The sequence below is a fragment of the Rhodococcus sp. 077-4 genome, from assembly GCF_047782425.1.
Lineage (GTDB): Bacteria > Actinomycetota > Actinomycetes > Mycobacteriales > Mycobacteriaceae > Rhodococcoides.
The window spans coordinates 526273-551733 of record NZ_JAJPWC010000002.1 but is presented as its reverse complement, the minus strand read 5'-3'; the positions used below and the strand labels follow the sequence as shown (position 1 = coordinate 551733).

At 65.3% G+C, this 25461-nt stretch carries 27 protein-coding genes; 13 read left to right on the top strand and 14 right to left on the bottom strand.

All coding sequences use genetic code 11. From position 1 onward, the window contains the following. Nucleotides 1-37: 37 nt before the first annotated feature. Both ACNEOT_RS11825 and ACNEOT_RS11820 read right to left on the bottom strand, forming a co-directional pair. Nucleotides 38-1258, bottom strand: a complete 1221-nt coding sequence (locus ACNEOT_RS11825) for a PLP-dependent aminotransferase family protein (RefSeq protein WP_415974223.1) — start codon at nt 1256-1258, stop codon at nt 38-40. A 140-nt stretch (nt 1259-1398) separates the two neighbouring features. Further along, a complete protein-coding gene (locus ACNEOT_RS11820) occupies nt 1399-2802 on the bottom strand; it encodes an NAD(P)H-quinone dehydrogenase (protein WP_415974221.1) in 1404 nt (467 codons plus the stop codon). A gap of 181 nt (nt 2803-2983) precedes the next feature. Here ACNEOT_RS11820 and ACNEOT_RS11815 point away from each other — a divergent pair, with 181 nt between their 5' ends. Next, entirely contained in the window at nt 2984-3448 is a 465-nt protein-coding gene (locus ACNEOT_RS11815; protein ID WP_415974219.1) for a gamma-glutamylcyclotransferase, read from the top strand. Between the two features lies 1 nt (nt 3449). On the opposite strand, the gene ACNEOT_RS11810 is transcribed toward ACNEOT_RS11815, so the two are convergent. From ACNEOT_RS11810 to ACNEOT_RS11800, 3 genes are all read right to left on the bottom strand, one after another. Next, nucleotides 3450-4613 (bottom strand): M20 family metallopeptidase, encoded by a 1164-nt coding sequence (locus ACNEOT_RS11810; RefSeq protein ID WP_415974217.1) that lies wholly within the window; start codon nt 4611-4613, stop codon nt 3450-3452. Then, complete coding sequence (locus ACNEOT_RS11805; RefSeq protein WP_415975105.1) at nt 4610-5773, bottom strand: M20 family metallopeptidase; 1164 nt, start codon at nt 5771-5773, stop codon at nt 4610-4612. Before ACNEOT_RS11805 ends, ACNEOT_RS11810 begins: the two co-directional genes overlap by 4 nt. Before the next feature lie 110 nt (nt 5774-5883). Then, the gene (locus ACNEOT_RS11800) at nt 5884-6588 is read right to left on the bottom strand and encodes an enoyl-CoA hydratase/isomerase family protein (RefSeq protein WP_415974215.1); all 705 of its coding nucleotides are present in this window, start codon (nt 6586-6588) and stop codon (nt 5884-5886) included. Between ACNEOT_RS11800 and ACNEOT_RS11795 the strand changes: the two genes are divergently transcribed. Both ACNEOT_RS11795 and ACNEOT_RS11790 read left to right on the top strand, forming a co-directional pair. Continuing rightward, complete coding sequence (locus ACNEOT_RS11795; RefSeq protein ID WP_415974213.1) at nt 6587-7489, top strand: purine-nucleoside phosphorylase; 903 nt, start codon at nt 6587-6589, stop codon at nt 7487-7489. The two genes, ACNEOT_RS11800 and ACNEOT_RS11795, sit on opposite strands and share 2 nt — an antisense overlap. Then, entirely contained in the window at nt 7486-9087 is a 1602-nt protein-coding gene (locus ACNEOT_RS11790) for a phospho-sugar mutase (RefSeq protein ID WP_415974211.1), read from the top strand. Before ACNEOT_RS11795 ends, ACNEOT_RS11790 begins: the two co-directional genes overlap by 4 nt. Nucleotides 9088-9101: 14 nt before the next feature. On the opposite strand, the gene ACNEOT_RS11785 is transcribed toward ACNEOT_RS11790, so the two are convergent. Together ACNEOT_RS11785 and upp are read right to left on the bottom strand one after the other, a co-directional pair. Then, nucleotides 9102-9956 (bottom strand): DUF2797 domain-containing protein, encoded by an 855-nt coding sequence (locus ACNEOT_RS11785; protein WP_415974209.1) that lies wholly within the window; start codon nt 9954-9956, stop codon nt 9102-9104. A 74-nt stretch (nt 9957-10030) separates the two neighbouring features. Beyond that, nucleotides 10031-10654, bottom strand: a complete 624-nt coding sequence (gene upp, locus ACNEOT_RS11780) for a uracil phosphoribosyltransferase (protein WP_415974207.1) — start codon at nt 10652-10654, stop codon at nt 10031-10033. A gap of 133 nt (nt 10655-10787) precedes the next feature. Here upp and ACNEOT_RS11775 point away from each other — a divergent pair, with 133 nt between their 5' ends. The 5 genes from ACNEOT_RS11775 to ACNEOT_RS11755 are packed head-to-tail and all read left to right on the top strand — an operon-like array spanning nt 10788 to nt 14217. After that, the gene (locus ACNEOT_RS11775) at nt 10788-11138 is read left to right on the top strand and encodes a type VII secretion target (protein ID WP_415974205.1); all 351 of its coding nucleotides are present in this window, start codon (nt 10788-10790) and stop codon (nt 11136-11138) included. A 6-nt stretch (nt 11139-11144) separates the two neighbouring features. Beyond that, nucleotides 11145-12269 (top strand): C40 family peptidase, encoded by a 1125-nt coding sequence (locus ACNEOT_RS11770; RefSeq protein ID WP_415974203.1) that lies wholly within the window; start codon nt 11145-11147, stop codon nt 12267-12269. Nucleotides 12270-12295: 26 nt separating this feature from the next. Beyond that, a complete protein-coding gene (locus tag ACNEOT_RS11765) occupies nt 12296-12619 on the top strand; it encodes a hypothetical protein (protein WP_415974201.1) in 324 nt (107 codons plus the stop codon). Beyond that, nucleotides 12616-12930, top strand: coding sequence for a YbaB/EbfC family nucleoid-associated protein (locus ACNEOT_RS11760; protein ID WP_415974199.1), 315 nt, complete (start codon nt 12616-12618; stop codon nt 12928-12930). The genes ACNEOT_RS11765 and ACNEOT_RS11760 overlap by 4 nt, the downstream gene beginning before the upstream one ends. 15 nt (nt 12931-12945) lie before the next feature. Further along, the gene (locus tag ACNEOT_RS11755) at nt 12946-14217 is read left to right on the top strand and encodes a primosomal protein (RefSeq protein ID WP_415974197.1); all 1272 of its coding nucleotides are present in this window, start codon (nt 12946-12948) and stop codon (nt 14215-14217) included. A 21-nt stretch (nt 14218-14238) separates the two neighbouring features. Here ACNEOT_RS11755 and ACNEOT_RS11750 read toward each other — a convergent pair whose 3' ends face one another. From ACNEOT_RS11750 to ACNEOT_RS11740, 3 genes are read right to left on the bottom strand one after another with little or no spacing between them, the layout of a single operon-like run. Continuing rightward, a complete protein-coding gene (locus ACNEOT_RS11750; protein WP_415974195.1) occupies nt 14239-15363 on the bottom strand; it encodes an adenosine deaminase in 1125 nt (374 codons plus the stop codon). A gap of 58 nt (nt 15364-15421) precedes the next feature. Then, on the bottom strand, nt 15422-16705 hold the full coding sequence (locus ACNEOT_RS11745) for a thymidine phosphorylase (protein WP_415974194.1): 1284 nt from the start codon (nt 16703-16705) through the stop codon (nt 15422-15424). Beyond that, nucleotides 16698-17111: a cytidine deaminase gene (locus ACNEOT_RS11740; protein WP_415974192.1), complete on the bottom strand. Its 414-nt coding sequence runs from the start codon at nt 17109-17111 to the stop codon at nt 16698-16700. The genes ACNEOT_RS11745 and ACNEOT_RS11740 overlap by 8 nt, the downstream gene beginning before the upstream one ends. Before the next feature lie 334 nt (nt 17112-17445). Between ACNEOT_RS11740 and sdhC the strand changes: the two genes are divergently transcribed. The 4 genes from sdhC to ACNEOT_RS11720 are packed head-to-tail and all read left to right on the top strand — an operon-like array spanning nt 17446 to nt 20791. Further along, a complete protein-coding gene (gene sdhC, locus ACNEOT_RS11735; RefSeq protein ID WP_415975104.1) occupies nt 17446-17787 on the top strand; it encodes a succinate dehydrogenase, cytochrome b556 subunit in 342 nt (113 codons plus the stop codon). Next, nucleotides 17787-18239 carry a succinate dehydrogenase hydrophobic membrane anchor subunit gene (locus ACNEOT_RS11730; protein WP_415974190.1) on the top strand — a complete coding sequence of 151 codons (453 nt, stop codon included), beginning with the start codon at nt 17787-17789 and terminating at the stop codon, nt 18237-18239. The genes sdhC and ACNEOT_RS11730 overlap by 1 nt, the downstream gene beginning before the upstream one ends. A gap of 16 nt (nt 18240-18255) precedes the next feature. Further along, nucleotides 18256-20007, top strand: coding sequence for a succinate dehydrogenase flavoprotein subunit (gene sdhA, locus ACNEOT_RS11725; RefSeq protein WP_415974188.1), 1752 nt, complete (start codon nt 18256-18258; stop codon nt 20005-20007). A 1-nt stretch (nt 20008) separates the two neighbouring features. Further along, complete coding sequence (locus ACNEOT_RS11720; RefSeq protein WP_037188150.1) at nt 20009-20791, top strand: succinate dehydrogenase iron-sulfur subunit; 783 nt, start codon at nt 20009-20011, stop codon at nt 20789-20791. A 67-nt stretch (nt 20792-20858) separates the two neighbouring features. On the opposite strand, the gene ACNEOT_RS11715 is transcribed toward ACNEOT_RS11720, so the two are convergent. The 4 genes from ACNEOT_RS11715 to ACNEOT_RS11700 form a co-directional block, all read right to left on the bottom strand. Next, complete coding sequence (locus tag ACNEOT_RS11715) at nt 20859-22064, bottom strand: acyl-CoA dehydrogenase family protein (RefSeq protein WP_415974186.1); 1206 nt, start codon at nt 22062-22064, stop codon at nt 20859-20861. Between the two features lie 94 nt (nt 22065-22158). Next, on the bottom strand, nt 22159-22941 hold the full coding sequence (locus tag ACNEOT_RS11710) for an ATP-binding cassette domain-containing protein (RefSeq protein WP_415974184.1): 783 nt from the start codon (nt 22939-22941) through the stop codon (nt 22159-22161). Between the two features lie 3 nt (nt 22942-22944). Beyond that, nucleotides 22945-24003, bottom strand: coding sequence for an ABC transporter permease (locus ACNEOT_RS11705; RefSeq protein WP_415974182.1), 1059 nt, complete (start codon nt 24001-24003; stop codon nt 22945-22947). 29 nt (nt 24004-24032) lie between these two features. Further along, a complete protein-coding gene (locus ACNEOT_RS11700; protein ID WP_415974180.1) occupies nt 24033-25028 on the bottom strand; it encodes a substrate-binding domain-containing protein in 996 nt (331 codons plus the stop codon). Between the two features lie 118 nt (nt 25029-25146). On the opposite strand from ACNEOT_RS11700, the gene ACNEOT_RS11695 reads away from it, so the two are divergent. Further along, nucleotides 25147-25455, top strand: coding sequence for a hypothetical protein (locus ACNEOT_RS11695; RefSeq protein ID WP_415974178.1), 309 nt, complete (start codon nt 25147-25149; stop codon nt 25453-25455). The last annotated feature ends 6 nt before the right edge of the window (nt 25456-25461 follow it).

Here is a 25461-nt window from a genome sequence, read left to right as displayed (position 1 = left end):
TTCGGGCGCAGAACCTGCCGACCGAGACGGCGCAGATTCACCGGACCCGAGTCAGCGCAGCGTGTGCCGTGCCGAGTCTTCGCACTGCGTCCGCCAGCACGGCCGGGGTCGATCCGGCGAAGCTCAATCGGAGCGAGTGACGGTACTGCGCTGCCGAGGCGAACGCAGCGCCGGGTACGAAAGCCACTCCGTGGTCGAGCGCCACAGGGAGCAACTCGCCGGTGTCGGTTCCGTCCTCGAATGCAGCCCACGCGAACATCCCACCCGCGGGACGAGAGACGGTGAGCCGAGACCCGAATTCGGCCGCCAGAGCGGACGTCAAAGCTGTTGCACGAGAACTGTACTCGCGCCGGAGAACTGCCAGGTGTGCCGCCAACCAGGACGTGTCGGCGAGCATCTCCGCCGCCATCAGCTGCGTCATGGAGGAACCGCACAGATCGGCACCCTGTTTCAACAGTTCCACCGCGCCGCAGACACCGGGCGGGGCGACGAACCAGCCGACCCGCAGCGTCGGAGCCAGGATCTTCGACGCACTCGACAGCCGAATGACCCGGTCGCTGTGACACGCTATCGGTAGAGGCGGTGCATCGATTCCGGATTCAGTTGTGCCGAAGAAGATCTCACCGTACGGGTCGTCCTCGATCACCCAGAATCCGTAGCGGTCCGCGAGCACTGCGAGGTGCCGTCGACGCTGATCACTCATCGTGACTCCGCGCGGGTTGTGGAAGTTGGCGACCGTATGGACCACCGCAGGGCGCAGCCCCGCCTTCAGTCGGCGTTCGAGCTCCTCGGTGTCCATTCCGGTATCGGTGATGGGGATCGACTCGACCTGCGCCTCGGCGATCGAGAACACCTGCAGCGCACCGGTGTACGCCGGTTCGTCGACCACCACCACAGCACCCGGGTCGATCAGCGCCTGCGCGAGCAATGTCAACGCCTGTTGCGAACCGTGCGTCGCCACGACGGTATCCGCCGAGACCGGCATTCCACCGCGCGCGAGGGTTTCCCTGGCGGCAATTGCGCTTCGCAGCGTGCGATGGCCGGGTGTTGCGCAGTATTGCACCGCATCGGGGCTGCGCAGCACCGACTCCGCTGCTGCGGCGATGCGGTTGACCGGTATCAGATCGGTGGCCGGCAGGCCACCGGCCAGGCTGATGACGTCGTCGCGGGCGGTGAGGGCGAGCAGGTCACGGATGGCCGAGCTGGTGAGTGATTCGGTGCGTCGCGCCAAGCCGGCGGAAAGATATGGAGAGGACATCGAAGAGACTCCGGGGCAGCAGGAATGGGAAGAACGGCCCGCGGATCCGCTGAGTCGAGGAGAGAGCGGACGGGTCTGTCCGCTCTCTCGACTATCTCACGAGTGTCCGAGATATGAAACGCATTTCTCAGATATTGAGATCAGTCCAGATCGTCGTGCGCCATCAGCTGACGCGCCGCTTCGATGACCGAACCCGACAGCGACGGGTACACCGAGAACGTGTTGGCCAGGTCGTTCACCGACAGGTTGTTCTGAACTGCCATCGCGATGGGCAGGATCAGCTCCGATGCGCTCGGGGCGACGACCACTCCACCGATGACGACGCCGGTGGCCGGGCGACAGAAGATCTTGACGAAACCGCGCTTGAGTCCGCTCATCTTCGCTCGCGGATTGGTGGTGAGTGGCAGCATCACCACGCGCGCCGGTACGTCACCGGCGTCGATCTTGGACTGCGCAACACCGACCGACGCGATCTCGGGCCGAGTGAACACCGCCGACGCGACGGTCTTGAGCTTGATCGGACTGACGGCCTGCCCCAGGGCGTGGTACATCGCGATGCGTCCCTGCATTGCCGCGACCGAGGCCAACGGCAGTAGCCCGGTGCAGTCACCGGCGGCGTAGATGCCGGCGACCGCGGTACGAGAGACGCGATCGACGCGCAGGTATCCACCCTTGTCGAGTTCGATGCCGACCTTCTCGAGTCCCAGACCGGAGGTGTTGGGAACCGACCCGACGGTCATCAGCGCATGGCTGCCCTCGACGGTACGACCGTCCGACAGCGTGACGACAACTCCGTTGTCGGTGCGGACCACCGAGTCGGCGCGGGCGTGCTTGACGAGGGTGACGCCGCGCTCGTTGAACGCGTCCTCGAGCACCAGCGCGGCATCCTCGTCCTCGTGCGGAAGGACGCGGTCGCGGCTCGAGACCGCGGTGACCTTGACGCCCATCTCGGTGTAGGCCGAGACGAATTCGGCACCGGTCACACCGGATCCGACGACCACCAGGTGCTCGGGGAGGGCCTCGAGGTCGTAGAGCTGGCGCCAGTTGAGAATGCGCTCGCCGTCCGGTTCGGCTCCCTTGACCACGCGGGGCCGAGCACCGGTTGCGATGAGCACGACATCGGCGTCGAGAATGCGCTCTTCGCCGTCGGCCAGCACCGCCTTGATCTGGTGCGAGGCCATCCCGACGTGGGAGTCGATCATTTCGGCGCGTCCGGCAAGCAGTTGCACGCCCACCGAAGTGACGCGATGCGCGATGTCCGCCGATTGCGCCTGCGCGAGGCTCTTCACGCGGTCGTGGATCTTCGGCAGCGCGACGGCGGCCTGCGATGGATCGAGCGAGATTCCGAGGTCGCTGGCTCGGCGCATCTCGGTACGGATTCCGGTCGAAGCGATGAACGTCTTCGACGGCACGCAGTCCCAGAGAACGCAGGCACCGCCGATACCGTCGGAATCGACGAGCGTCACCTCTCCACCGTGCTGTGCGGCCACCAACGCTGCTTCGTACCCTGCCGGACCACCACCGATGATCACAATCCGGGTCATTGATCCTCTTCTCGCATGCTCGAAAACTCTCGCTGTGTCGCGTCAACGGTATTCCAGAGGCCGCCCTCGCGCGTCGGTAGGGCAGGCTTGATCCATCCGATGGGAGGTCGGACCTGGGGCGACTCACCGAAACACGACCACGAGGCGTCAGTGCGTGCCCATACGGTTTAGGCTGGCCGACGTGCCAATTTATGCCGCCTACGGATCGAACATGCATCCGGAGCAGATGTTGCAGCGATGCCCTCACTCGCCCCTGTCGGGAACCGGGTGGCTGCACGGATGGCGGTTGACCTTCGGCGGTGGCGACATCGGCTGGGAAGGTGCGCTGGCCACGATCGTCGAAGATCCCGACTCGCAGGTCTTCGTGGTGCTCTACGACGTATCGGACGAGGACGAAGAAAGCCTGGATCGCTGGGAGGGCTCGGAGCTCGGCATCCACCGCAAGATCCGGCTGCGCATCGAGACCGGCCGGGAGCCGGTGCTCGCCTGGATGTATGTGCTCGACGCCTACGAGGGCGGACTTCCGTCGGCACGCTACCTCGGCGTCATGGCTGAGGCAGCCGAAATCGCCGGTGCCCCAGCCGAATACGTGCGTGACCTGCGTACCCGCAACAGCCGGAACGTCGGCCCCGGCACCTCTTCGTAGGCTAGTTCGGATCCAGCGCGATACCGGTCATCACCTTCACGCCCACGGCGAGTGCTCGCTCGTCGAGGTCGAAGGTGGGCTGGTGGATGTCGAGCTGCGGTCCGGAACCCGGCCACACGCCCAGTCGAGCCATCGCGCCCGGTACCTGTTCGAGGTACCACGAGAAATCCTCGCCGCCGCCGGACTGCGCGGTATCGGCCAATGCGTCCGGTCCGACTCGGCCGATCGCCTTCTCGAAGGTGTGCGTCGACGCCGGATCGTTGACGACGGGGGGCACTCCGCGGCGGTAGTGCAGCTCGAATCGGACCCCGGTCGGTGCGAGCAGCCCGGTGACTATCTCGCGGACCAACGGTTCGAGCAACGCCCAGGTTTCGTGGTCGCCGGTGCGGACGGTGCCGGTCAGCATGCCGGTCTGCGGAATGGCGTTGGGAGCCTGGCCCGCTACGACCGCACCCCACACCATGACCGTGCTGGTCCGCGGGTCGATTCGCCTGCTCAACATTCCGGGCAGGCCGGTGATCACGGTGCCCAACGCGTAGATCAGATCGGTGGTCAGGTGCGGCCGAGACGTGTGTCCGCCGGGTGAATCCAGCCGCACCTCGACGGTGTCGGCCGCCGAGGTGATAGCGCCGAGGCGCAGGCCCACCTGCCCCACCTCGAGTCGCGGATCGCAGTGCAGCGCAAAGATTTTGGTGACACCGTCGAGCGCTCCCGCGGCCACCGCGTCGAGGGCACCGCCGGGCATGACCTCCTCGGCGGGTTGGAAGATCAGGCGCACCCCGTACTCGAGGTCCGGCAGCGACGCCAGGGCCAGTCCGGTCGCGAGCAGCACCGTGGTGTGTGCGTCGTGGCCGCAGGCGTGCGACACCCCCGGCACCGTGGACGAATACGGCGCGCCGGTGTTCTCCTGCAGCGGTAGGGCGTCCATGTCCGCCCGCAACGCCACCCGGGGACCGTCGGGTCCGATATCGCAGATCAACCCGGTACCGCCCGGAAGCGGCTTGGGTGACAGACCCGCTGCCTCGAGATGTTCCATCACGAATGCGGTGGTACCGAATTCGCGTCGAGCAAGTTCCGGATTGGCATGGATGTGCCGGCGCCACAGGGACAGATCTGCGGTGTGCGCCTGGATCCACCGATCGACGGCGTCCTCGCGGGTACTCATCGTCGTCCGGCCGATCGTGCGCTCACGCCGTCGAGCAGGCGCGCGCGAGTACCGGGGTCGGATGCGGCGCGCGCCGCAGTTCTGGCGAGACCGAGAGCGCCGTCGAGCAATGCGCGGTCGGCCGAATCCGTGACGCACGCGACGGCGAACTCCGGCTGATGCGTCACCGCTCCCCCGGCGTCGAGTCCGACGACAGGATGAATACCGGGTAGAACATTCGTCACGTTTCCCATGTCTGTGCTGCCCAACGGGCGAAATCCTTCCAACTCCTGAGCCAACGGCGATCGGCCCAACGCTTCGATCTCCTCACGAAAAGCCGCGACCAACCACGAATCCGGAGTCAACGCCGCGTACGTCGGCGACACCGTACGGATCTCGTGGGTGCACCCGGTGGCGACTGCTCCTGCCTGGAAACACGCGAAGGTCTTCTTCGTCAGCGCTTCGAGCGATTCCGTCGTGTTCGCTCGCAAGTAGTAGAGAAGCTCGGCATGGCCGGGCACGATGTTCGGTGCCGCGCCGCCGTCACTGACGATGCCGTGGAACTGTTGGCCGGGCGAGAGGTGCTGCCGCAACAGCCCGAGCGCCACCTGACTGATGGTGACCGCATCGCCTGCGTTGATTCCCCACTCGGGAGCGGCCGACGCATGCGCTGCACGGCCGGTGAACTTCACGGCGATGTCGGCCAGGGCCAGCGAGGTCGCGCCCACGATGTCGAACGGTCCGGGATGAATCATCAACGCCGCGCCGATGCCGTCGAACACACCGCGTTCGAGCATCAACACCTTGCCGCCTCCGCTCTCCTCCGCGGGGGTGCCGAGCACTCGCACCGTGATGCCGAGGGCGTCCGCGATCGGCGCGAGCGCGAGCGCCGCGCCTACCGCGGAGGCCGCAATGATGTTGTGCCCGCACGCATGACCGATCTCGGGCAGGGCGTCGTACTCAGCGCAGATACCGATCACCAGGTCGCCGCTGCCGAACGACGCAGTGAACGCGGTGTCCATGTCTGCAACGTTCGTCTCGACCTCGAAATCGTGGGCCCGCAGCGTGTCGAGGATCTTCGCAACGCTGCGATGTTCCTCGAACGCCAGCTCCGGTTCGGCATGAATCGAGTGCGAGAGTGCAACCAGTTCGTCGGTTGCCGCGGCGAGAGCGGTGTCCATTGCCTCGCCCACGGCAGCACTGTTCGATTCGTCGATCACGAGAGACAGTGTGTCACTAGCGCGGCGAAGTGTCGGAACGGCTGTGCCGAGATGCGAGAAAGAGCGGGCTACTACTTCCCGAAGCTGAAATTGCTGTCGTCGGTCGCAGTGTTCAACGCGGTGAGCAGGTCCTCGTGCATGCGAGCCTTGATACCTGCCAGATTCGCACCCCGAGTGCTGGTCAGAGCGGCAGCCTTGGTCACCGCATCGGGCAGCAACGATTCCTCGGATGCCGTCGCCTCGACGATTCCTGCGGCCACCGCGTCGGCACCGCCGTAGCGGCGTCCGGTCGTCATCGCCTCCACGGCAGTCTGCTTGGGCAGCCGAGAGTTGAGCAATGCAGACATTCCGAGGGTGAACGGCATGTTCAGGTTCACCTCGGGCAAGCAGTAGAACCCGCGATCCGCGCGCTGGATGCGGAAGTCGTGCGCGGTTGCGAACATCGCGCCCGCCCCGAACGCGTGACCCTGCACCGCGGCGACGGTGGTCATCGGGAATGCGAGCAGCCGGCTGTAGAGCGTGTGGACGCGGTCGAGGTACCAGGTGACCTTGTCCAGGTTGGCGAACAGCCAGTCGGTATCGAGACCGTTGCTGTAGAACTTGCCTGCCGACGTGGTGACCAGCGCCGCCGGGCCGGTCGATGCCTCGACCTCGTCGAGCAGCGCATGGACGGCGTCGATCCAATCCGGGTTGAATCGGTTCTCCGGATTGTCCGCACCCTCCTGGGCACCGAGGAACAGGATGTGGACGTCGCCGTCGCGTTCGAGATAAGGCATGCGACGGATACTACCCAACGGTAACTTCCATCGGTCGCACATCCATGGCGTCGATCTCCTACTGTTGTTCACCGTGGCAACCACCGACGCACATGCGAGCGACCCCGTAACCGATCCCGAGGGTGCCGCGCGCACCGCCGCCGACGCTCTCGCCGCGGCAACCGGGATCGACTCCCACACCGTGGCCATCGTCCTCGGCTCAGGATGGCAAGGCGCAACGGACGTCTTCGGCTCCCCCACCGCAACCGTGCGCATGGCCGACCTGCCCGGCTTCGCACCGCCGTCGGCATCGGGCCACTCGGGCACCATCACCTCGGTGGACGTCGGCGGCACCCACACCCTCCTGCTGCAGGGACGCACGCATGCGTACGAGGGCCATGACCTGAGACGCGTCGTGCATCCCGTGCGCACAGCGATCGCAGCCGGTGCCACGACCGTCGTACTGACCAACGCTGCAGGCGGTATCCGAGACGGGATGAGCGTCGGGCAGCCCGTACTGATCTCGGACCACCTCAATCTCACGGCGCGTTCGCCTCTCGTCGGGGCCGAGTTCGTCGACCTGGTCGACGCCTACTCCCCAGAACTTCGGGCACTGGCAGCCGAGATCGATCCGTCGCTCGAGGACGGCGTCTACGCCGGTCTGCCCGGCCCCCACTACGAGACGCCCGCCGAGATCAGGATGCTGCGCACTCTCGGCGCGGACCTCGTCGGTATGTCGACGGTGCACGAGACGATTGCGGCCCGAGCGAAAGGCGCTCGCGTCCTGGGCATTTCGCTGGTGACCAACCTCGCTGCCGGAATGACCGGTGAGCACCTCGATCACACCGAAGTGCTCGCTGCCGGCAAGGATTCCGCCGCTCGCATGGGATCATTGCTGCACCGGTTGGTCTCCCGCCTGTGACCGACGAACTCGCCCAGCGGGTACCACAATGGATCGCAGGCGATCCTGATCCAGCCACGCGCGAAGAACTCGACGGACTGTCCGACGCCGAACTCGCCGACAGGTTCAGCGGTCCCCTGACGTTCGGCACCGCAGGTCTTCGTGGTCCGGTGCGCGCGGGACCGAACGGGATGAACGTTGCCGTGGTGGTCAAGACCTCCGCCGGCATCGCAGCGTGGCTGACCGAGAACGGCCTCGGTGGGTCCACCGTCGTGATCGGACGCGACGCCAGGAACGGCTCCGAACAGTTCGCATTCGCCGCCGCCGAAACCTTTTCCGCTCAGGGCTTTTCGGTGGTGCTGCTGCCTCGGCCGCTCCCGACCCCCGTCGTCGCCTTCGCGGTACGGGCACTCGATGCCGAGCTGGGCGTGCAGATCACCGCATCCCACAATCCCGCCGCGGACAACGGACTCAAGGTGTACCTGCGCGGCGGCTCGCAGCTGATTCCGCCCAGCGACGCCCAGATAGAGGCGCTCATAGCCGCCACTCCCGACGCGATCGACGTTCCCCGCGCGGTGGTTCAGCCCGGCGGCTCCGACATCGCCGCCCGGTATCTCGATTCCGTTGTTGCACTGCCGCGTTCGGCGCGCCGAGACGTCCGCATCGCGCTCACCGCGCTGCACGGCGTCGGCGGTGAACTCGCGACCGCGGCGCTGCGTGGTGCGGGATTCCGCGACATCCGAGTGGTCGAGGAACAATTCGAGCCCGACCCCACGTTCCCGACCGTCACGTTTCCCAACCCCGAGGAGCCGGGCGCGGCCGACGCGGTGCTCGCACTGGCGGCCGAGATCGACGCCGACATCGCCATTGCTCTGGACCCGGATGCCGATCGCTGCGCAGTCGGTGTGCGAGGATCGGACGGCTGGCGCATGCTGACCGGAGACGAGACCGGCGCCGTGCTTGCGAACCATCTGCTCAGCGATGCGCCCGCCGACTCGTTGGTGGCAAACACGATCGTGTCCTCACAACTGCTCGCGGTGCTCGCACCGGCGCGGGGTGCTCGCTATGCCCGCACCCTGACCGGGTTCAAGTGGCTCGTGCGCGCCGGCGACGGCCTGGTGTACGCCTACGAGGAAGCCATCGGGCACTGCGTCGATCCGAATGTGGTGCGCGACAAAGACGGCATCTCGGCCGCGGTGGTGCTCGCGGACCTGGCCGCCACCCTCAAACAGGGCAGGCGCACTCTGCTCGACGTGCTCGACGACCTTGCGGTCGAGTTCGGGGTGCACCTCGGTGCGCAGGTCTCACGGAGAGTGCAGGACCTGGCCGAGATCGGACACATGATGCACCGGTTGCGCACCACACCGCCGACGGAATTGGCCGGGCGGGCGGTCACCGTTGTGGACTACGCCCAGCGCGACGACGAGTTACGTACCGACGCAGTCGAGATCGGTGGAGCGGGGCTGCGGGTGATCGTGCGGCCGTCCGGTACCGAACCCAAGCTCAAGGCCTACCTCGAAGTGATCGAACAGGTCGACGGCCCCGAGGACCTGCCGAGAGCGCGGACGGCTGCCGGCGAGATCCTCGCCGAACTGACCGACTTCGCCCAGCACCTCTAGGCGTCGACGAATCCTCAGAACAGCGCCGACTGCACTGCGGGCAGATCCGAGGTGAAGGCCCCGAGTTCGATTCGCCTGCCCTTCAGTGCGGCCAGATCCGCGACGTAGGTCTCGTCGTCCACGGTCGCGATCACCGCCTGCCCGACGCATGTCCTGATCCCCAGTCCGTGGGTTCCGGTTGCGACATCCGCCGGGTACGCAACGCGACTGACGTTCTCGCTCAACGCGTCTCGGCCGGCAGGAGGGATCCATCGTTCGTCGATCGGAGTGCACCCGGCAATGCCAGCCTCTGTCAACATCTCGCGGACCTGCTCGGCCCGGACAGCGGTGGCCGCCTCGAGCCGGTCGACGTCGATGGGCAGACACAGCGATGCCGCTTTCGCCGCGGATCGCACTGCCTGCCGAAGCCCCATCGATTCGGTCACGAGATCCTCTGCTACCCGGACCGCTTTTCCGTCGTCGGCGTGGGCGACGTACTGCGCGCAGATGGCCCCCTGCTCGGCGAGCCGGCCCCACTTGCGAGTGTCCGCGGCCGTACCGATCTTGAACGTGCCGTTGGCGAATGCCGCCAGATACAGCCAATGTGGTTGCATGACATGCTTTTCCAGATCACGCGAGACGAATCCACTGCGATGCACGGTGTGCACGAATCGGAAGCTGTCCTTGTCGGCGCACGCCGCACACTGGCCCGACGTGACCGCCCGCTCCTTGCCGGGGCACGGCACGTATCGCGGCGGTCCGTCGCCCCGAAACGCCATGCGCCCGGTGCAGTAGCGATCCGCCGCAGCACCCGGCGCACGGAAACCGAGTGTGCAACCGACCAATTCGTGGAATTCGATCTGCTCGGTGTCGATATCGAGCAGACGCAATCTCGGGCTCGGTGCAGGTGACGCCTCCGAGGGCCACGAGACACCCAGAACCAATCGGGCCGCGTCGTCGGACGTCAGCGCGGGCCGAACTGTCGATCGCCCGCGTCACCCAGGCCGGGAACGATGAAGGCGTTGTCGTTGAGGCCGTCGTCGATGCTCGCTGCCACCAGTCGCACCGGCAGACCCGAGGCTTCGAGCGCGGCGACTCCTTCAGGAGCTGCGACGACGCAGATGGCCGTGACGTCGGCGGCACCGCGACCGACGAGAAGCTCGATGGTGTGCACCATCGACCCGCCGGTGGCGAGCATCGGGTCCAGTACGTAGACGGGCGTGCGCGACAGGTCGTCGGGCAACGATTCCATGTAGGGGACGGGCTGATGCGTCTGCTCGTCCCGAGCCATCCCGACGAAACCGACCCGGGACTGCGGGATGAGGCTGCTGGCCTTCTCGACCATGCCGAGACCTGCACGCAGAACCGGGACCAACAACGGCGGTCGCGCCAGCCGGGTTCCCTCGGTCACCGCGACGGGCGTCCGCACCTCGAAGGTGTCGATGTCGGCGTCCCGAGTGGCCTCGTAGACCAGCATGTGGGTGAGCTGGCGTAGAGCCGATCGGAAAGTGGCGTTGTCGCTGCGCTCGTCTCGCATGGTGGTGAGAAGAGCTGCGGCCAGTGGGTGATCGACCACGTGTGTGTCCATGCAGTAGAGGATAGGACTTCGCGGGCGCGACGCGAACGGCAAGTCAGGGGAACCGAATGGCGTGCACCCGCGTCGAAACAGTTGGGCGTCGCACTCGGCGACCGTGAATCGATTGCATTCTCAGGGGGCACTGATGGCCGAGCTCGTCGTCGAAACCGAGGGGGTCCTCGCATACGGTGCGGTGGCGTCGACCATGGCCGAACAGATTGCCGCGGCCGGTGCAGCGGCCGCGGCGTGCGGTCCTGCGGTACTCGCACCGATCTTCGGTCTGATCGGGCAGGAATTTCTCGGTGCCGTCACCGGTACCCATGCTGCGCACACCGACGCCGTCTTACGGCTGTCGGGCGCGGTGGCCAGCATCGGATCCGCCGCCACTGCGTCTGCTGTGTCGTATGCCCTCACCGATGCCGGCACCGGGGTAGCCGTCGCGGCCGCAGGTACCACCGCGGCCTCGGCCGCAGGTATCGCGCAAGATGCGCGGTAAGCGGCCGTGATCGATCTGCTGGCCCGTCCGATCGTCGATCTGCTCGGGGCCTTCGGGAACGGCGCGCTTCCGACAGGTGGACCGGCCGACGTGCTGCGCGTGTCCTCGGCGGCGATCGAGGCGGCGCAGGGAATCGGCCGTGTCGCGATCACCGAACTCGCCGCGAACTGGAACGGTACTGCCGCCGACGCCGCCATTCGCTACGCGGAAAATGCCCACACGAGCGCGATTGCCCTCGCCGACCACGCCGACGACATCGCCGCCGTCGTCGATCAGGCCTGCCGAGACACCCATCACGGGTTCCTCGAACTGCAGGCGATCGTGCAGTCCTTCGTAGGTATCGCACTCTCCACCGGGCCCATCATCGCCACCCCGGCCGGGCAGACGATGCTGATCACGGCAGCGATCGAGCACCTCGAGCGAGCCCTCGCGGTGGTGGCCCGCGTTCGCGGCGAACTGGCCGTGCACACCGCGAAAGTCGGTGAGCTCGCCGCTCCGCCGACGGTTCCCGCCCCGGTGGGCGGCGGACCGGCACCGGCCACTGGCTCCTCCTCGAACCTCATGACCTCGCCTGCGACATCACAGGTGATCGAGGCAGGCGAGAAACTGGCGAAGACGTTCGCGCAGTCCGTCTCATCTCCTGCAGCCGGAGCCGAGTCCACGGGCAACGGCGGCGCACAGAACTTTCTGGGCAATCCGAACACCGATCCCTCTGCCGCATCCGAGAGCACCGGCCGGGGAGTCGAAGTGCGACTGCCCGACGGCAGCACCGTCACCGCCCCCAACGCCGAGGCCGCAGGTGCCGTGCGGAGCGCGTTGACGCAGCAGGGTGTGCCCTACGCATGGGGCGGCACAACGCCGGGCAGCGGGCTCGACTGCAGCGGCCTGACCCAGTGGGCGTACGCGCAGCAGGGCGTGGAGATTCCGCGTCTGGCACAGGAACAGAACATCGGCTCGGCCGTGGCACCGGGCGAGGTGATGCCCGGCGACCTCGCGGTCTGGGACGGACATGTGGCCATGGTCATCGGCAACGGTCAGCTCGTCGAGGCAGGCGACCCCGTCCAGGTCGGACCGATCAGAACGACCAACAGCGGTATGGGCTTCAAGGGCTTCTACCGTCCGACCGAATGAGAGGCGAGCACTTGGCAGGGACACCCATGACCGTCGTCAGCGCGGTATCGGGGACTCGATCGGGTTCGGTGACGGTGCGTGCCACCGAACAAGGACTGCCGATCGGGATCGCCATCGACGAACGCGAACTGCGTTACGGCGGAGGCGCATTGGCGTCGACAATTCTTCAGCACTGCCTACGCGCGAGCGCGGCCGCTCGAGCCCAGCGCCGCACCCTGCTGGCCGAGGACGGCGTTCCCGCGGAGATTCTCGATCGCCTCGGTCTGCCCACGCGTGCCCGGGTGGCCACCGAAGCGAACGACGACCTGGCCGAGGACTTCGCACCCACGAGTTGGTTGAAGCAGGTATGACCCACGCCCACACCACCGAACTCGATGCGCTGGTCGGTAGTGCTTCGCACCGACTGGATGCGCTACGCGAAACCAACGAGAGGCTGGACCGCATCAGAGTTCGCGTCACGTCGCCGGACAACGTGGTAACCGTCGTCGCCGACGGATCAGGCGCGATGGTCGAACTCGAACTCGCCGAGAACCTCGGATCGATCGCCGCCGATACCCTCGCGTCGACGATCACCGACACGGCCGCGCAAGCCGCCGCTGCGGCTTTCGACCAGCGCGAGGAGATACTGCAAAGTCTGCAGGCCTCGTTCACAGACTCCTGAGATAGGCTTCGCGCCATGGCTGGAGACATCATCCCGATCGAACTCGGTCTCACCGCCGGTGACTTCTCCACATTGTGGGCACCGGAATGGCGAGAAGGCGACGACGAGTGGGAGGCGTTCCTCGGACACGAGGAAGACCTGTACGGATTCTCGACCGTGGCGGAGCTCGCCGCATTCGTCAGATCCGACGACGACAACGACCTCGTCGACCACCCGTCGTGGAAGGTGGTCTCCGCGCTGGCGGCTCACGAACTCGAGCCCGACGATCTGCATCGATTCGACCTGGTCGCGGTACCGGAGTTGGTGGCCTCCGACCCCGAGGCCGACGTTCTTGCCGAGCTGCAGGCGACCTTCGACATCGTTGTCTCCATCGGCGACGTGTGCGAATTACGGCCCGTCACAAGCTTTTTCGGTACCAACCCGTTCGTCGGCGCAGTCGGCGGAGGCGTCGAGAACTTCCTCGGCCGCGAGGGTGCCGAACTGTGGGACCGCATCGGCGCAGCCGTTGCCAAGCACTGGGACGATGTGCTCGATGCGGTCGACTCCATCGTCACCTCACCCGCCGTCGACGCTGCTGCTGTTGCCGTCGCCGAAGCCGAGATCACCGCCGCGGCGGAGAATGCCGTGGACGCCGACGACGCCACGGACGACATCGACTCCGATACCGAAGACGATTCGGACGAAGACGACGACGCGGATGAGGTGGACCGGGATCCGATCGCCGCAGCAGCAGCCGAAGAGACGTTCTGGACCACCGTCGGCATAGATCCGATTCGGATCATCACCTCGGACGACACCCTCTACACCCTGCGCTGCTACCTCGGCGACAAGCCGGTGTTCCTCGGCCGCGGCGGTGCGATCAGTGTGTTCGGTTCCGAGCGCTCGTTGGCCCGCTATCTGGCGGACGATCACGATCACGATCTAGCGCAGGTCAGCACGTACTCCGACATCCAGACCGCCGCCATCGACGGGTCCCTGGACATCACGATCACCGACGACAACGTCTACGTATTGCCCGGACTCGCGGACGACCTTGCCGACGGGCCCACCGCAGTCGACGTCGACCAGCTCGATCTTGCGGTCGAATTATTCACCGATGCAGCCGATTTCGCCGGTGACAGCTCTGTGGACGAGGCCCTCGCCACGTCCACCCCGTTGGGCTGGTACGTCTCCTACACCCTCGAGCCCAGTCCCGACCGGCTCGCGCCGAGCGCGCCGTTCGACGTCGAGGCCGAAGCCTGGCGCGCCCTGGAACGCGAGTTCGAGAGCCGGCTGCGCAAGAAGTAGCGCTCGACGAGCGGTAGGCGCTCAGCCGATGAGGACTGCGTAACCCGGCTTGATGACGTCGTCGATGAGCGCCAGCCGCTCGTCGAACGGCAGGAACGCGGACTTCATCGCGTTGATGGTGAAGCGCTCGAGATCGCTCCATCCGTAACCGAAGGTCTCGACGAGCTTGACCATCTCGCGACTCATCGAGGTATCGCTCATCAACCGGTTGTCGGTGTTGACGGTGACGCGGAAGCGTAGTCGCGCAAGCAGATCGAACGGGTGCGTCGCCAGCGATTCGACGGCACCGGTCTGCACGTTGGAGCTCGGGCACAGTTCGAGGGGCATTCGGGTGTCGCGTACGTACGCTGCCAGCAGACCGAGCGCGGGAGTGCCGTCGGCGTCGGTCGTGATGTCGTCGGTGATACGAACCCCGTGGCCCAACCTGTCGGTGCCACAGAACGCAACCGCTTCTTGGATCGATGGTAGACCGAACGCCTCGCCCGCGTGAATGGTGAAGTGCGCGTTGCTCGCCCGCATGTACTCGAATGCGTCGAGGTGACGACTAGGAGGGAAGCCGGCCTCGGCACCTGCGATGTCGAAGCCCACCACACCACGATCACGGAACCGCACCGTCAGCTCGGCGATCTCCCGAGAACGTGCCGCGTGTCGCATCGCGGTGAGCAGGGTGCCGATCGTGATGTTCTTGCCACGCACCTTGGCGGCGGAGATTCCGGCCTCGAATCCTGCGAGCGTGTGGGTGACGACCTCGTCCAAGGTCAGTCCGCGTTCGAGGTGCTGTTCCGGTGCGAAGCGCACCTCCGCGTACACGACACCGTCGTCGGCCAGGTCCTCTGCACATTCACGTGCCACTCGAAACAGACCTTCGGGGGTCTGCATCACAGCGACGGTGTGCGCGAACGTCTCGAGGTATCGCACGAGCGAGCCGCTGTCCGCGGCATCGCGGAACCACTCACCCAGTGCTGCGCCGTCGGTGGCGGGGAGATCGTCGTAGCCGCATTCGTCGGCCAGTTCCAGCACGGTCTGCGGGCGGAGCCCGCCGTCGAGGTGATCGTGCAGCAACGCCTTCGGAGCAGCCGTGATCGACGCGAGATCGAGTGGCGCACTGCCACCGGTCGAGGACTGGGTGTTCTCCGCGATGCTCATGTGTCGACGGTAGCGTGCGGTTCGCGCACACGCGCGCCCGTCGATGTGACCGGCCCCGCTACAGCCCGATCCGGTCGATGACGAGGGGGCTCGGTTGCAGGGCCGTAGTGCCTATCTCCCAACTGGTTTCGAGTGCCTGTTGCGCGTACTCGAAACGTTCGGGAGTGTCGGTGTACAGCGTTGCCAGCCGATCCCCCACCCGCACCCGGTCGCCGGGTTTGGCGTGCAGACGCACACCCGCGGCGCTCTGCACCGGTTCGCCCTGTCGCTCGCGGCCCGCCCCGAGCCGCCACGCCGCGAGTCCGACGCCCATCGCGTCCAGACCGGTGACGACGCCGTCGGAAGTCGCGGTGAAATCCTGGCTCTCACGAGCGGTGGGCAGTGCAGCATCGGGGTCACCGCCCTGCGCGGCGATCATCGTTCGCCATCGGTCCATCGCCGAACCGTCGGCGAGCTTCTCGGCCGGATCGACGCCTTCGATCCCCGCCGCGGCGAGCATCGTGCGCGCCAACGTGATGGTCAGTTCGACGATGTCGGCCGGGCCGCCTCCGGCGAGCACCTCGACCGACTCCTCCACTTCGAGCGCATTGCCCGCGGTGAGTCCGAGCGGGATGTCCATCGCCGTCAGCACGGCCAGAGTTCGCACGCCGGCATCGGTTCCGAGCTCGACCATCGCGGTCGCGAGTTCGCGGGCGTCGTCGACGTTCTTCATGAACGCGCCGCCGCCGACCTTCACGTCCAACACCAGCGCACTCGTGCCCTCGGCGATCTTCTTGCTCATGATCGAGCTGGCGATCAGCGGAATCGACTCGACGGTTCCGGTGACGTCGCGCAGGGCGTAGAGCTTCTTGTCGGCCGGGGCCAGGTCGGCACCGGCCGCGCACACGACGGCACCGACCGCTGGATCGGCCAGGATGCGATGCATCTCCTCGCCGCTGAGGTCCGCGCGCCAGCCGGGGATGGACTCGAGCTTGTCGAGCGTCCCGCCGGTGTGTCCGAGGCCTCGACCCGACAGCTGTGGCACGGCAGCCCCGCACGCCGCGACCAACGGTGCCAGCGGCAGCGTGATCTTGTCGCCCACACCACCGGTCGAGTGCTTGTCGACGGTAGGCAGCGGCAACGCGGAGAAGTCCATTCGCGTTCCCGACGCGATCATGGCGTTGGTCCACGTGCTCAGCTCTCGACGGGACAATCCACGTAACAGAATTGCCATCGCCAGAGCCGACATCTGTTCCGGCGCGACGGATCCGCGAGTGAACTCCGCAATCACCCATTCGATCTGCTCGTCGTCGAGAACGCGTCCGTCGCGTTTGGCGCTGATGATCGATACGGCGTCAGGCATGGTTGTTCACGCGTCCTTCGTCGAGGTTGTCGGGGCCGAATGCGTCCGGGAGCAACTCTGCCAGTCGAACCGGTCCGGAGGCGGTGTCGACGAGCAGATCCGGGCCGCCGAATTCGTACAGCAACTGCCTGCACCGCCCGCAGGGCATGAGGATTTCACGCCGAGAATCGCAGCAGGAGAATGCCACGAGTCTGCCGCCGCCGGTCGAGTGCAGGTTCGACACCAACCCGCACTCCGCGCAAAGCCCCAAACCGTATGAGACATTTTCCACATTGCACCCGGTGACTACCCGATTGTCGTCCACCAGGGCGGCCGCGCCGACCGGAAAGTTCGAGTACGGGGCGTACGCACGTGCCATCGCCTCATGAGCATTGTCGCGCAACGTATTCCAGTCGATTTCGTTCATGATCGAACATCCAATCACGGCGTCTGAATTGATGCAGAGATCCGGCAGAAATGACGCGCATCAATTGGGAAGGCAAACCTAACACCGGATTTCGGCACCGTACGAACCTCGAGTCGAATTAGTTCCGTGTTTCGAATGGGTTTACAGTTTCGAGTAAGCGGCTAGTACAACCAGCACTAGGGCCGAATCGCGACAAATCGAGCCAGGCAAGACCGGCCACCGGGGCTCGATGCGTCCACCAACGACGTTGGAGGCATTGCACTCGATGAGTAGCACGACGGAAGCCGCTCCGGTCAAGGAGCACAAGCGGTCTCTGTACCGCGGGGACCCGGGCATGTGGTCCTGGGTTCTGCACCGCATCACAGGCGTGTTGACGTTCTTCTTCTTGTTCGTCCACGTCCTCGACACGGCGATGGTTCGGGTCAACCCCGAAACGTACGACGCCATCATCGAGACCTACAAGACCCCGCTCGTCGGCCTGATGGAACTCGGCCTCGTCGCGGCCGTGCTGTACCACGCGCTGAACGGTATCCGCGTGATGCTGGTCGACTTCTGGTCCAAGGGACCGCAGTACCAGAAGACGATGCTGTGGATCATCGCAGCCGTCTGGCTGGTAGTCATGATCCCCGGCGCGGGACGAATCTTCTACAACATGTTCACGGCGGGTGGTCACTGATGTCGACGCACGGTCCCGAGGCCAAGGTCCTCGGCACGAACTACGACCGCCCGGCCAGCCTGGCCAACCCGCGTTCGCCGCGGCGTCAGAGCAAGGGCAACTTCGAGCTCTACGCGTGGCTGTTCATGCGCTTCTCCGGACTGGCGCTGGTCGTGCTCGTCCTCGGACACATGTTCATCATGCTGATGCTCGACGACGGTGTGCACCGCATCAACTTCGCGTTCGTCGCCGGTCGATGGTCCAGCCCGTTCTGGCAGTTCTGGGACCTGACGATGCTCTGGCTCGCTCAGCTGCACGGCGGTAACGGCCTGCGCACGATCATCGCGGATTACTCCCGCAAGGATTCGACGCGTTTCTGGCTGACCACACTGCTGGTGCTGTCGATGATTCTCATCATGGGCGTCGGCACCTACGTCATCTTCACGTTCGATCCCAACATCTCGGCGAGCTAAGGACACTGACGCTTACATGCAGGAACATCGTTACGACGTACTGATCGTCGGCGCAGGCGGTGCCGGTATGCGTGCCGCGATCGAGGCCGGACCCCGCGCTCGCACCGCAGTACTGACCAAGCTCTACCCCACCCGTTCGCACACGGGCGCAGCTCAGGGCGGCATGTGCGCCGCACTGGCCAACGTCGAGGAAGACAACTGGGAGTGGCACACGTTCGACACCGTCAAGGGCGGCGACTACCTCGCCGACCAGGACGCGGTGGAGATCATGGCCAAGGAAGCCATCGACGCCGTTCTGGACCTCGAGAAGATGGGCCTTCCGTTCAACCGGACACCCGAGGGCAAGATCGATCAGCGTCGCTTCGGCGGCCACACCCGCGATCACGGCAAGGCACCGGTCCGTCGTGCGTGCTACGCCGCCGACCGCACCGGCCACATGATTCTGCAGACGCTCTACCAGAACTGCGTCAAGCACGACGTCGAGTTCTACAACGAGTTCTACGCGCTCGATCTGTGTCTGACCGAAACCGACGACGGCCCCGTCGCGACCGGCATCATCGCCTACGAGCTCGCCACCGGTGAGCTGCACATCTTCCACGCGAAGTCGATCATCTTCGCCACCGGAGGCTCGGGTCGTATCTACAAGACCACCTCCAATGCTCACACCCTCACCGGTGACGGCATGAGTATCGTCTTCCGCAAGGGACTTCCCTTGGAGGACATGGAATTCCACCAGTTCCACCCGACAGGTCTCGCAGGACTGGGCATTCTCATCTCCGAGGCGGTCCGCGGCGAGGGCGGCATTCTGCGCAACGAGTCCGGCGAACGCTTCATGGAGCGTTACGCGCCGACCATCAAGGACCTCGCGCCCCGCGACATCGTCGCGCGCTCGATGGTGCTCGAGGTGCTCGAAGGTCGCGGCGGCGGCCCCAACAAGGACTACGTCTACATCGACGTGACGCACATCCCCGAGGAAGTTCTCGACGAGAAGCTCCCCGACATCATGGAGTTCTCGCGCACCTACCTCGGCGTGGACCCCGTCAAGGAGCCGGTGCCCGTCTACCCGACGTGCCACTACGTCATGGGCGGTATCCCCACCAAGATTCGCGGTGAGGTGCTCCGCAACAACGAGGACATCGTTCCCGGCCTCTACGCAGCGGGCGAATGCGCCTGTGTCTCGGTGCACGGCGCGAACCGTCTGGGAACCAACTCGCTGCTCGACATCAACGTCTTCGGCCGTCGTGCGGGCATCGCAGCGGCCGAGTACGCCAACTCCGTGGACTTCACCCCGCTCCCCGAGGATCCGGCGAAGATGGTGCAGGACTGGCTCGAGCTCATCCTGTCCGACCACGGGCACGAGCGCGCAGCCGACATCCGTACCGAGATGCAGCAGTCGATGGACAACAACGCGTCGGTGTTCCGTACCGAAGAGCGCCTCGAGACGGCGCTCAAAGATGTCCGCGCCCTCAAGGAGCGGTACAACAAGATCACCGTCGAGGACAAGGGCAAGCGCTACAACAGCGACCTGCTCGAGGCCATCGAACTGGGCTTCCTGCTCGAAATGGCGGAGGTCACGGTCGTCGGTGCACTGAACCGGAAGGAATCGCGCGGCGGACACGCTCGCGAGGACTACCCCGAGCGCAACGACGCCGAGTACATGAAGCACACCATGGCCTACAAAGAGGGCGAAGGTCTGCTCACCGAGATCCGCTTGGATTACAAGCCGGTAATCCAAACCCGCTACGAGCCGATGGAGCGGAAGTACTGATATGAGCGCACCCACCCTGGACAAGAAGTCCAACGAGTCCGACCTGCCCCCCGTCCCCGAGGGCGCGGTGATGGTCAACCTCAAGATCGCGCGCTTCAATCCCGAGAACGGCGACGGTCAGCGCTGGGACACCTTCCAGGTACCCACCCTGGCCACCGACCGTCTGCTCAATCTGCTGCTGTACGTGAAGGGCTACCTGGACGGCACACTGACGTTCCGTCGCTCGTGCGCACACGGTGTCTGCGGCAGCGACGCGATGCGTATCAACGGGGTCAACCGTCTCGCCTGCAAGGTGCTGATGCGCGACATGCTCCCCAAGGACTCGTCGAAGACGCTGAACATCACCATCGAGCCCATCAAGGGTCTGCCGGTGGAGAAGGACCTCATCGTCGACATGGAGCCCTTCTTCGACGCGTTCCGCGCCGTGAAGCCGTTCCTGATGACGACCGGCAACGAGCCGACCCGTGAGCGGATCCAGTCCGCAGCGGACCGTGCGCGGTTCGACGACACCACCAAGTGCATCCTGTGCGCGTGCTGCACCACCTCGTGCCCCGTGTTCTGGAGCGACGGAAGCTACTTCGGCCCCGCCGCGATCGTCAACGCACACCGGTTCATCTTCGACAGCCGTGACGAGGGTGCCACCGAGCGCCTCGACATCCTCAACGACGTCGAGGGTGTGTGGCGCTGCCGCACCACCTTCAACTGCACCGACGCGTGCCCTCGCGGCATTCAGGTGACCAAGGCGATCCAGGAAGTCAAGCGCGCACTGCTCTTCGCTCGCTGATCGTCACTGTCGACCACGGCAAGCGCCCCTTCGCATCGAAGCGAAGGGGCGCTTGTCGTTTCGTGTGTCAGACGAACGCGCCGAACCCCGTCACGCCGCGGCCGACGATCAAGTTGTTGATCTGCGCCGTGCCCTCGTAGGAGTACAGGGCCTCGGCGTCGGCGAAGAATCTGATGACGTCGTGCTCGATGAGAATTCCGTTGCCGCCCAGTATTTCTCGGGCCCAGCCGACCACCTCGCGCAATCGCGTCGTGCAGAACGTCTTCGCCAGTGCTGCATGTTCGTCGTAATGGACGCCGTTGTCCTGCAACTGGGAGACGCGGATTGCCATGCCGAGGGATGCCGTGATGTTCGCCGTCATGCGGGCGATCAGATCCGAGATCAGCTGGAACGACGCGATCGGAGAGCCGAACTGCTCGCGTTCGCGTGCGTACGCAACTGCCCGCTCGTACGCGCCCATCATCACACCCACCGCCTGGAACGCCACTCCTCCGCGGGTCAAGCGGAGCACCTTGGCGGTGTCGGCGAAGGAGTTGGCGTCGGCGAGCTTGTTGTCGACCGGGACCCGGCAGTTTTCCAGATGGATGTCGGCGTTCTCGACCGCGCGGAGTGAATACTTGCCCTCGATCTTTTCGGCCCGGAATCCCTCGAAGTGCTTTTCGACCACGAAGCCCTTGACCTCGCCGTCGGCCTCGTCCTTGGCGAATACGATGGTCAGGTCCGCGAAGGTGGCGTTGCCGATCCAGCGCTTACTGCCGTTGAGGATCCAGTGATCTCCGTCGAGTCGAGCCGTGGTCTCGAGTCCGCCCGCGACGTCGGATCCACCGTGCGGTTCGGAGAGCCCGAACGCGCCGATCGTCTCCATCCGACGCATGGCAGGCAACCAGCGCTCGCGTTGTTCCTCGGATCCGAGAATCGAGATGCTGCTCATCGCCAGCGCACTGTGCACGCTGAACATCGTTCCCGTCGACGGATCGACTCGCGCGAATTCCATCTCCAGCCACCCGGTCAGCAGCTTGCGCGAGGCCTTGCGGTCGTCGAACCCGTAGCCCAGACCGGCGATTTCGAGCTCGGCGATCTTCGGCAGCAGGTGCACCGGAGAGGTGGCGTTCTCCCAGAATTCGTTGGCTCGCGGCGCAACCTCGTCCTGCAGGAATCGGCGGGTACGCAGGACCACCTCGATCTCGGCGTCGTCGAGCAGGCTCTGATACCCGTAGAAATCGGATTCGAGAAAGTCCGGCGACAGTGGTCCGAGGGGCTCGTGCTCGCTCATGGTCGACTCCTTCGTCTGGCACCTCCGTCGGGCACCGCTACCGCTCTTCTACCCGCAGCGCCCGATTCTCACGCCTGACACTGCGGCCGCGATGTCAGCGGCGCAGTTCGTCGGAGAGGGTCGCCAGTTCGTTGCCGCCTGCCATTTCTTTGGTGAGGTCCTCGAGCGAGATGTCCTCTCGCGCACAGTCCAACGTCTGACGCCCGCGGTTGAGGAGGACGAAGCGATCTCCGACCAGGTACGCGTGGTGTGGGTTGTGGGTGATGAACACGACGCCCAAGCCTCGATCTCGCGCTGCCGAGATGTACCGGAGAACAATTCCGGATTGCTTGACGCCGAGAGCTGCTGTCGGTTCGTCGAGGATGAGCACACGAGCGCCGAAGAAGATGGCGCGGGCAATGGCCACGCATTGGCGTTGACCTCCGGAGAGTGAGCCGATCGGGGCATCGACGTCGGGCAGATCGATGCCCATCTTGCGCAGTTCTTCGATGGTTCTCGCGCGCATGGCATGGGTGTCGAGGGTCGCGAGAATTCTGCCCTTCGTCAGCTCTCGGCCGAGAAAGAAGTTGCGCCACACCGGCATCAGCGAGACCACCGCGAGATCCTGGTAGACCGTGGCGATACCCAGGTCCACGGCCTGCTTCGGTGAGGCGAACGTGGTCGCCTCACCGTCGACGAGCAGTTCCCCTTCCGACTGCTGATGCAGACCGGCCATGATCTTGATCAGGGTGGACTTACCGGCACCGTTGTCACCGAGGACGCAGGTGACCTCGCCCGCACCGACGCGGAGATCGATTCCCTGCAGCGCAATGATGTTGCCGTAGCTCTTGCCCACGTTCTTCAGTTCGATGAGGGGCGTGTTCGCGGTGGAGGTCATGAATCACCTTTTCGCCGCATAGTTGCGGAAGGAGTTGTTCGCGATCACTGCGAAGAGCAGCATCGCGCCGAGGAAGAATTTGAACCAGTCCGGGTTCCAGCCTGCGTAGACGATGCCCTGGTTGGTCATGCCGAAGATGAACGCTCCGATGAAGGCGCCTATGGCGGTGCCGTATCCACCGGTGAGCAGACATCCGCCGATGACGGCGGCGATGATGTACAGAAATTCGTTGCCGACGCCTTGGCCGGACTGGACTGTGTCGAAGGCGAACAGCAGGTGCATTCCGACGAACCACGCGCAGAAGCCGACGAACATGAACAAGCCGATCTTCACTCGGGTGACCGGGACGCCGACGGCCCGCGCCGAGTCCTGGTTACCGCCGACGGCGAAGATCCAGTTGCCGACACGCGTCTTCATCAGCACCCAGGTTGCCGCGAGAGTGAACACGATCCACCACACCACGGTGATGCGGACGGAGACACCCAGCAGCGAGAACGAGGACGAGAACACTGCCTTGGCCGAGTCGAATCCCTCCATGTCCGAGATGGACGGGGTGGCGACCTGACCGGTGACCAGCTTGGTGACGGCGAGATTGATGCCGGTGAGCATCAGGAACGATGCCAGCGTGATCAGGAACGACGGAATCCTGGTGCGCATCACCAGGTATCCGTTCAGGAGGCCGACCGACAGTGCCAGCACCAATGCCAGGACCGATCCGGCCAATACGTTCAGGTGCAGGTTGTAGGCGAGCATCGACGCCATGATCGAGGAGAAGGTCACGGCCACCCCGGTGGAGAGGTCGAATTCGCCCCCGATCATCAGCAGCGAGACACCGATCGCCATGATGCCGATGGTCGAGGACGCGTACAGCACCGTGGCGAGGGCCTCGGGTGACCGAAACGGCGGAGCGACGATGCAGAAGAAGGCGAAGATGACGACCGCACCGAACAGTGCACCGACCTCCGGGCGAATCGACAAGCGCTGCAACGGTTTCTGCTTCTTGACCCGCTCGTCCGCGAGCACTGTGTGTTTCGACAGAGCCGGATCGGCCTGTGTGGACATGATGTTCCTTCCGCGCCGAGGCGATGCGCTCAGCGTGTGCCGTTACGGGCGTACTCGGCGACCGCGTCGATATTGGTCGAGTCGATGAACGCGGGCCCGGTCAACACCGGGTTGCCGCCGCCGATGGTGTTGCCGTTGTTGAGGTAGAGCCACAGCGAGTCGACAGCCAGGTAGCCCTGCAGGTACGGCTGTTGATCGATCGCCCACGCCACATCGCCCGACTCGATCGCATCTACGAGCGCAGCGTTGGTGTCGAAGGTGACCACCGTGGCGTCGCTGCCGGAATTGTTCTTGGACTGCACTGCAGTCAAGGCGATCGGAGCGGCAAGGGCAATGATGTGGTCGATGGTCGGATCCTGCTGCAGCTTGGCGGTGATGGTCGCCTCGACGGACGGCATGTCCTTGCTGTTGACGTTCAAAATTTCGGTGCTGCCACCGGTGAATCCTTGCCTCACGCCGGCGCAGCGAGACTCGAGAGACACTGCGCCCTGCTCGTGAATGATGCACAGAGTCTTGCGCGCACCGTCCCCGGCGAGGCGCGTTCCCGCTGCCCGCCCCGCGATCGTCTCGTCCTGGCCGAAATACTGCTGGACTCCCATGTCCTTCCATGCGTCGTAGCCGGAATTCAACGCGACAACCGGAATACCTGCGGCGCTCGCGGCCTCGACCGCGGGAGCCATGGCGTCGGGCTTGGCCAGGGTGACCGCAATGCCATCGACCCTCGAGTCGATCGCACTCTGTACGAGGTTGGCCTGGTTGGGCGCTTCGGGATCTGCGGAGTAGCGCAGTTCGATATTGTCCTTGGCTGCGGCGGCCTCGGCGCCCTTGCGAACCAGATCCCAGAAGGTGTCGCCGGGAACACCGTGCGTGATCATCGCGATTGTCGCCAACGGCGTGTCGGCAACGCCCGCGTTGCTTCCCTGGTCGGAGGACCGAGGCGCACCACCGGTGCTCGAACAGGCAGCAAGAGTCAGCGCCAACACCGCGCCGACCACGATCGAACTGCGCCTCTGCCGAAACTTCATTGCACTTCCTCTCGAACAACGGACGAATATGTGGAGCATCAGCGGACCTCGGACGAGATGAGAGAACTCTCATCAGCGATTCACGTACCCACAATCCGCCGTCGTCAGACTCGGTCGTGTGCGAACCATCATCGTCGCGGCCCTCGGACTGCTCACGCTCGCCGTGCTCGCCGCAGCATTGCTGACGACGCGACCGACGGGCGAGCAGACCCCGTTGCCCGCACCCATCGTCGCACCTGCCGCGCCCGTGCCTTCCGGCCCGGGTGCTCCGCAACCTGTTTCTCCGCCACCGGATCCGGGCAATCCTGCGTCCCCTACCGTGCTGCAGCCGGTGGCACCGGACGGATTCGTGCCCCCTCCCCCGCTGCCACCGGCCGACTGGGACGATGACTTCGACGACGACTGGGACGACGATGGCGACGACTGACTTCTC

Bases quoted from the DNA above. Each gene is read 5' to 3' on its own strand.
- ACNEOT_RS11825 (WP_415974223.1), bottom strand. From the start codon at position 1,258: ATGTCCTCTCCATATCTTTCCGCCGGCTTGGCGCGACGCACCGAATCA.
- ACNEOT_RS11820 (WP_415974221.1), bottom strand. From the start codon at position 2,802: ATGACCCGGATTGTGATCATCGGTGGTGGTCCGGCAGGGTACGAAGCA.
- ACNEOT_RS11810 (WP_415974217.1), bottom strand. From the start codon at position 4,613: ATGAGTACCCGCGAGGACGCCGTCGATCGGTGGATCCAGGCGCACACC.
- ACNEOT_RS11805 (WP_415975105.1), bottom strand. From the start codon at position 5,773: ATGGACACCGCTCTCGCCGCGGCAACCGACGAACTGGTTGCACTCTCG.
- ACNEOT_RS11795 (WP_415974213.1), top strand. From the start codon at position 6,587: ATGCGACGGATACTACCCAACGGTAACTTCCATCGGTCGCACATCCAT.
- ACNEOT_RS11800 (WP_415974215.1), bottom strand. From the start codon at position 6,588: ATGCCTTATCTCGAACGCGACGGCGACGTCCACATCCTGTTCCTCGGT.
- upp (WP_415974207.1), bottom strand. From the start codon at position 10,654: ATGGACACACACGTGGTCGATCACCCACTGGCCGCAGCTCTTCTCACC.
- ACNEOT_RS11775 (WP_415974205.1), top strand. From the start codon at position 10,788: ATGGCCGAGCTCGTCGTCGAAACCGAGGGGGTCCTCGCATACGGTGCG.
- ACNEOT_RS11765 (WP_415974201.1), top strand. From the start codon at position 12,296: ATGACCGTCGTCAGCGCGGTATCGGGGACTCGATCGGGTTCGGTGACG.
- ACNEOT_RS11760 (WP_415974199.1), top strand. From the start codon at position 12,616: ATGACCCACGCCCACACCACCGAACTCGATGCGCTGGTCGGTAGTGCT.
- ACNEOT_RS11755 (WP_415974197.1), top strand. From the start codon at position 12,946: ATGGCTGGAGACATCATCCCGATCGAACTCGGTCTCACCGCCGGTGAC.
- ACNEOT_RS11750 (WP_415974195.1), bottom strand. From the start codon at position 15,363: ATGAGCATCGCGGAGAACACCCAGTCCTCGACCGGTGGCAGTGCGCCA.
- ACNEOT_RS11745 (WP_415974194.1), bottom strand. From the start codon at position 16,705: ATGCCTGACGCCGTATCGATCATCAGCGCCAAACGCGACGGACGCGTT.
- ACNEOT_RS11740 (WP_415974192.1), bottom strand. From the start codon at position 17,111: ATGAACGAAATCGACTGGAATACGTTGCGCGACAATGCTCATGAGGCG.
- sdhC (WP_415975104.1), top strand. From the start codon at position 17,446: ATGTGGTCCTGGGTTCTGCACCGCATCACAGGCGTGTTGACGTTCTTC.
- ACNEOT_RS11730 (WP_415974190.1), top strand. From the start codon at position 17,787: ATGTCGACGCACGGTCCCGAGGCCAAGGTCCTCGGCACGAACTACGAC.
- sdhA (WP_415974188.1), top strand. From the start codon at position 18,256: ATGCAGGAACATCGTTACGACGTACTGATCGTCGGCGCAGGCGGTGCC.
- ACNEOT_RS11720 (WP_037188150.1), top strand. From the start codon at position 20,009: ATGAGCGCACCCACCCTGGACAAGAAGTCCAACGAGTCCGACCTGCCC.
- ACNEOT_RS11715 (WP_415974186.1), bottom strand. From the start codon at position 22,064: ATGAGCGAGCACGAGCCCCTCGGACCACTGTCGCCGGACTTTCTCGAA.
- ACNEOT_RS11710 (WP_415974184.1), bottom strand. From the start codon at position 22,941: ATGACCTCCACCGCGAACACGCCCCTCATCGAACTGAAGAACGTGGGC.
- ACNEOT_RS11705 (WP_415974182.1), bottom strand. From the start codon at position 24,003: ATGTCCACACAGGCCGATCCGGCTCTGTCGAAACACACAGTGCTCGCG.
- ACNEOT_RS11700 (WP_415974180.1), bottom strand. From the start codon at position 25,028: ATGAAGTTTCGGCAGAGGCGCAGTTCGATCGTGGTCGGCGCGGTGTTG.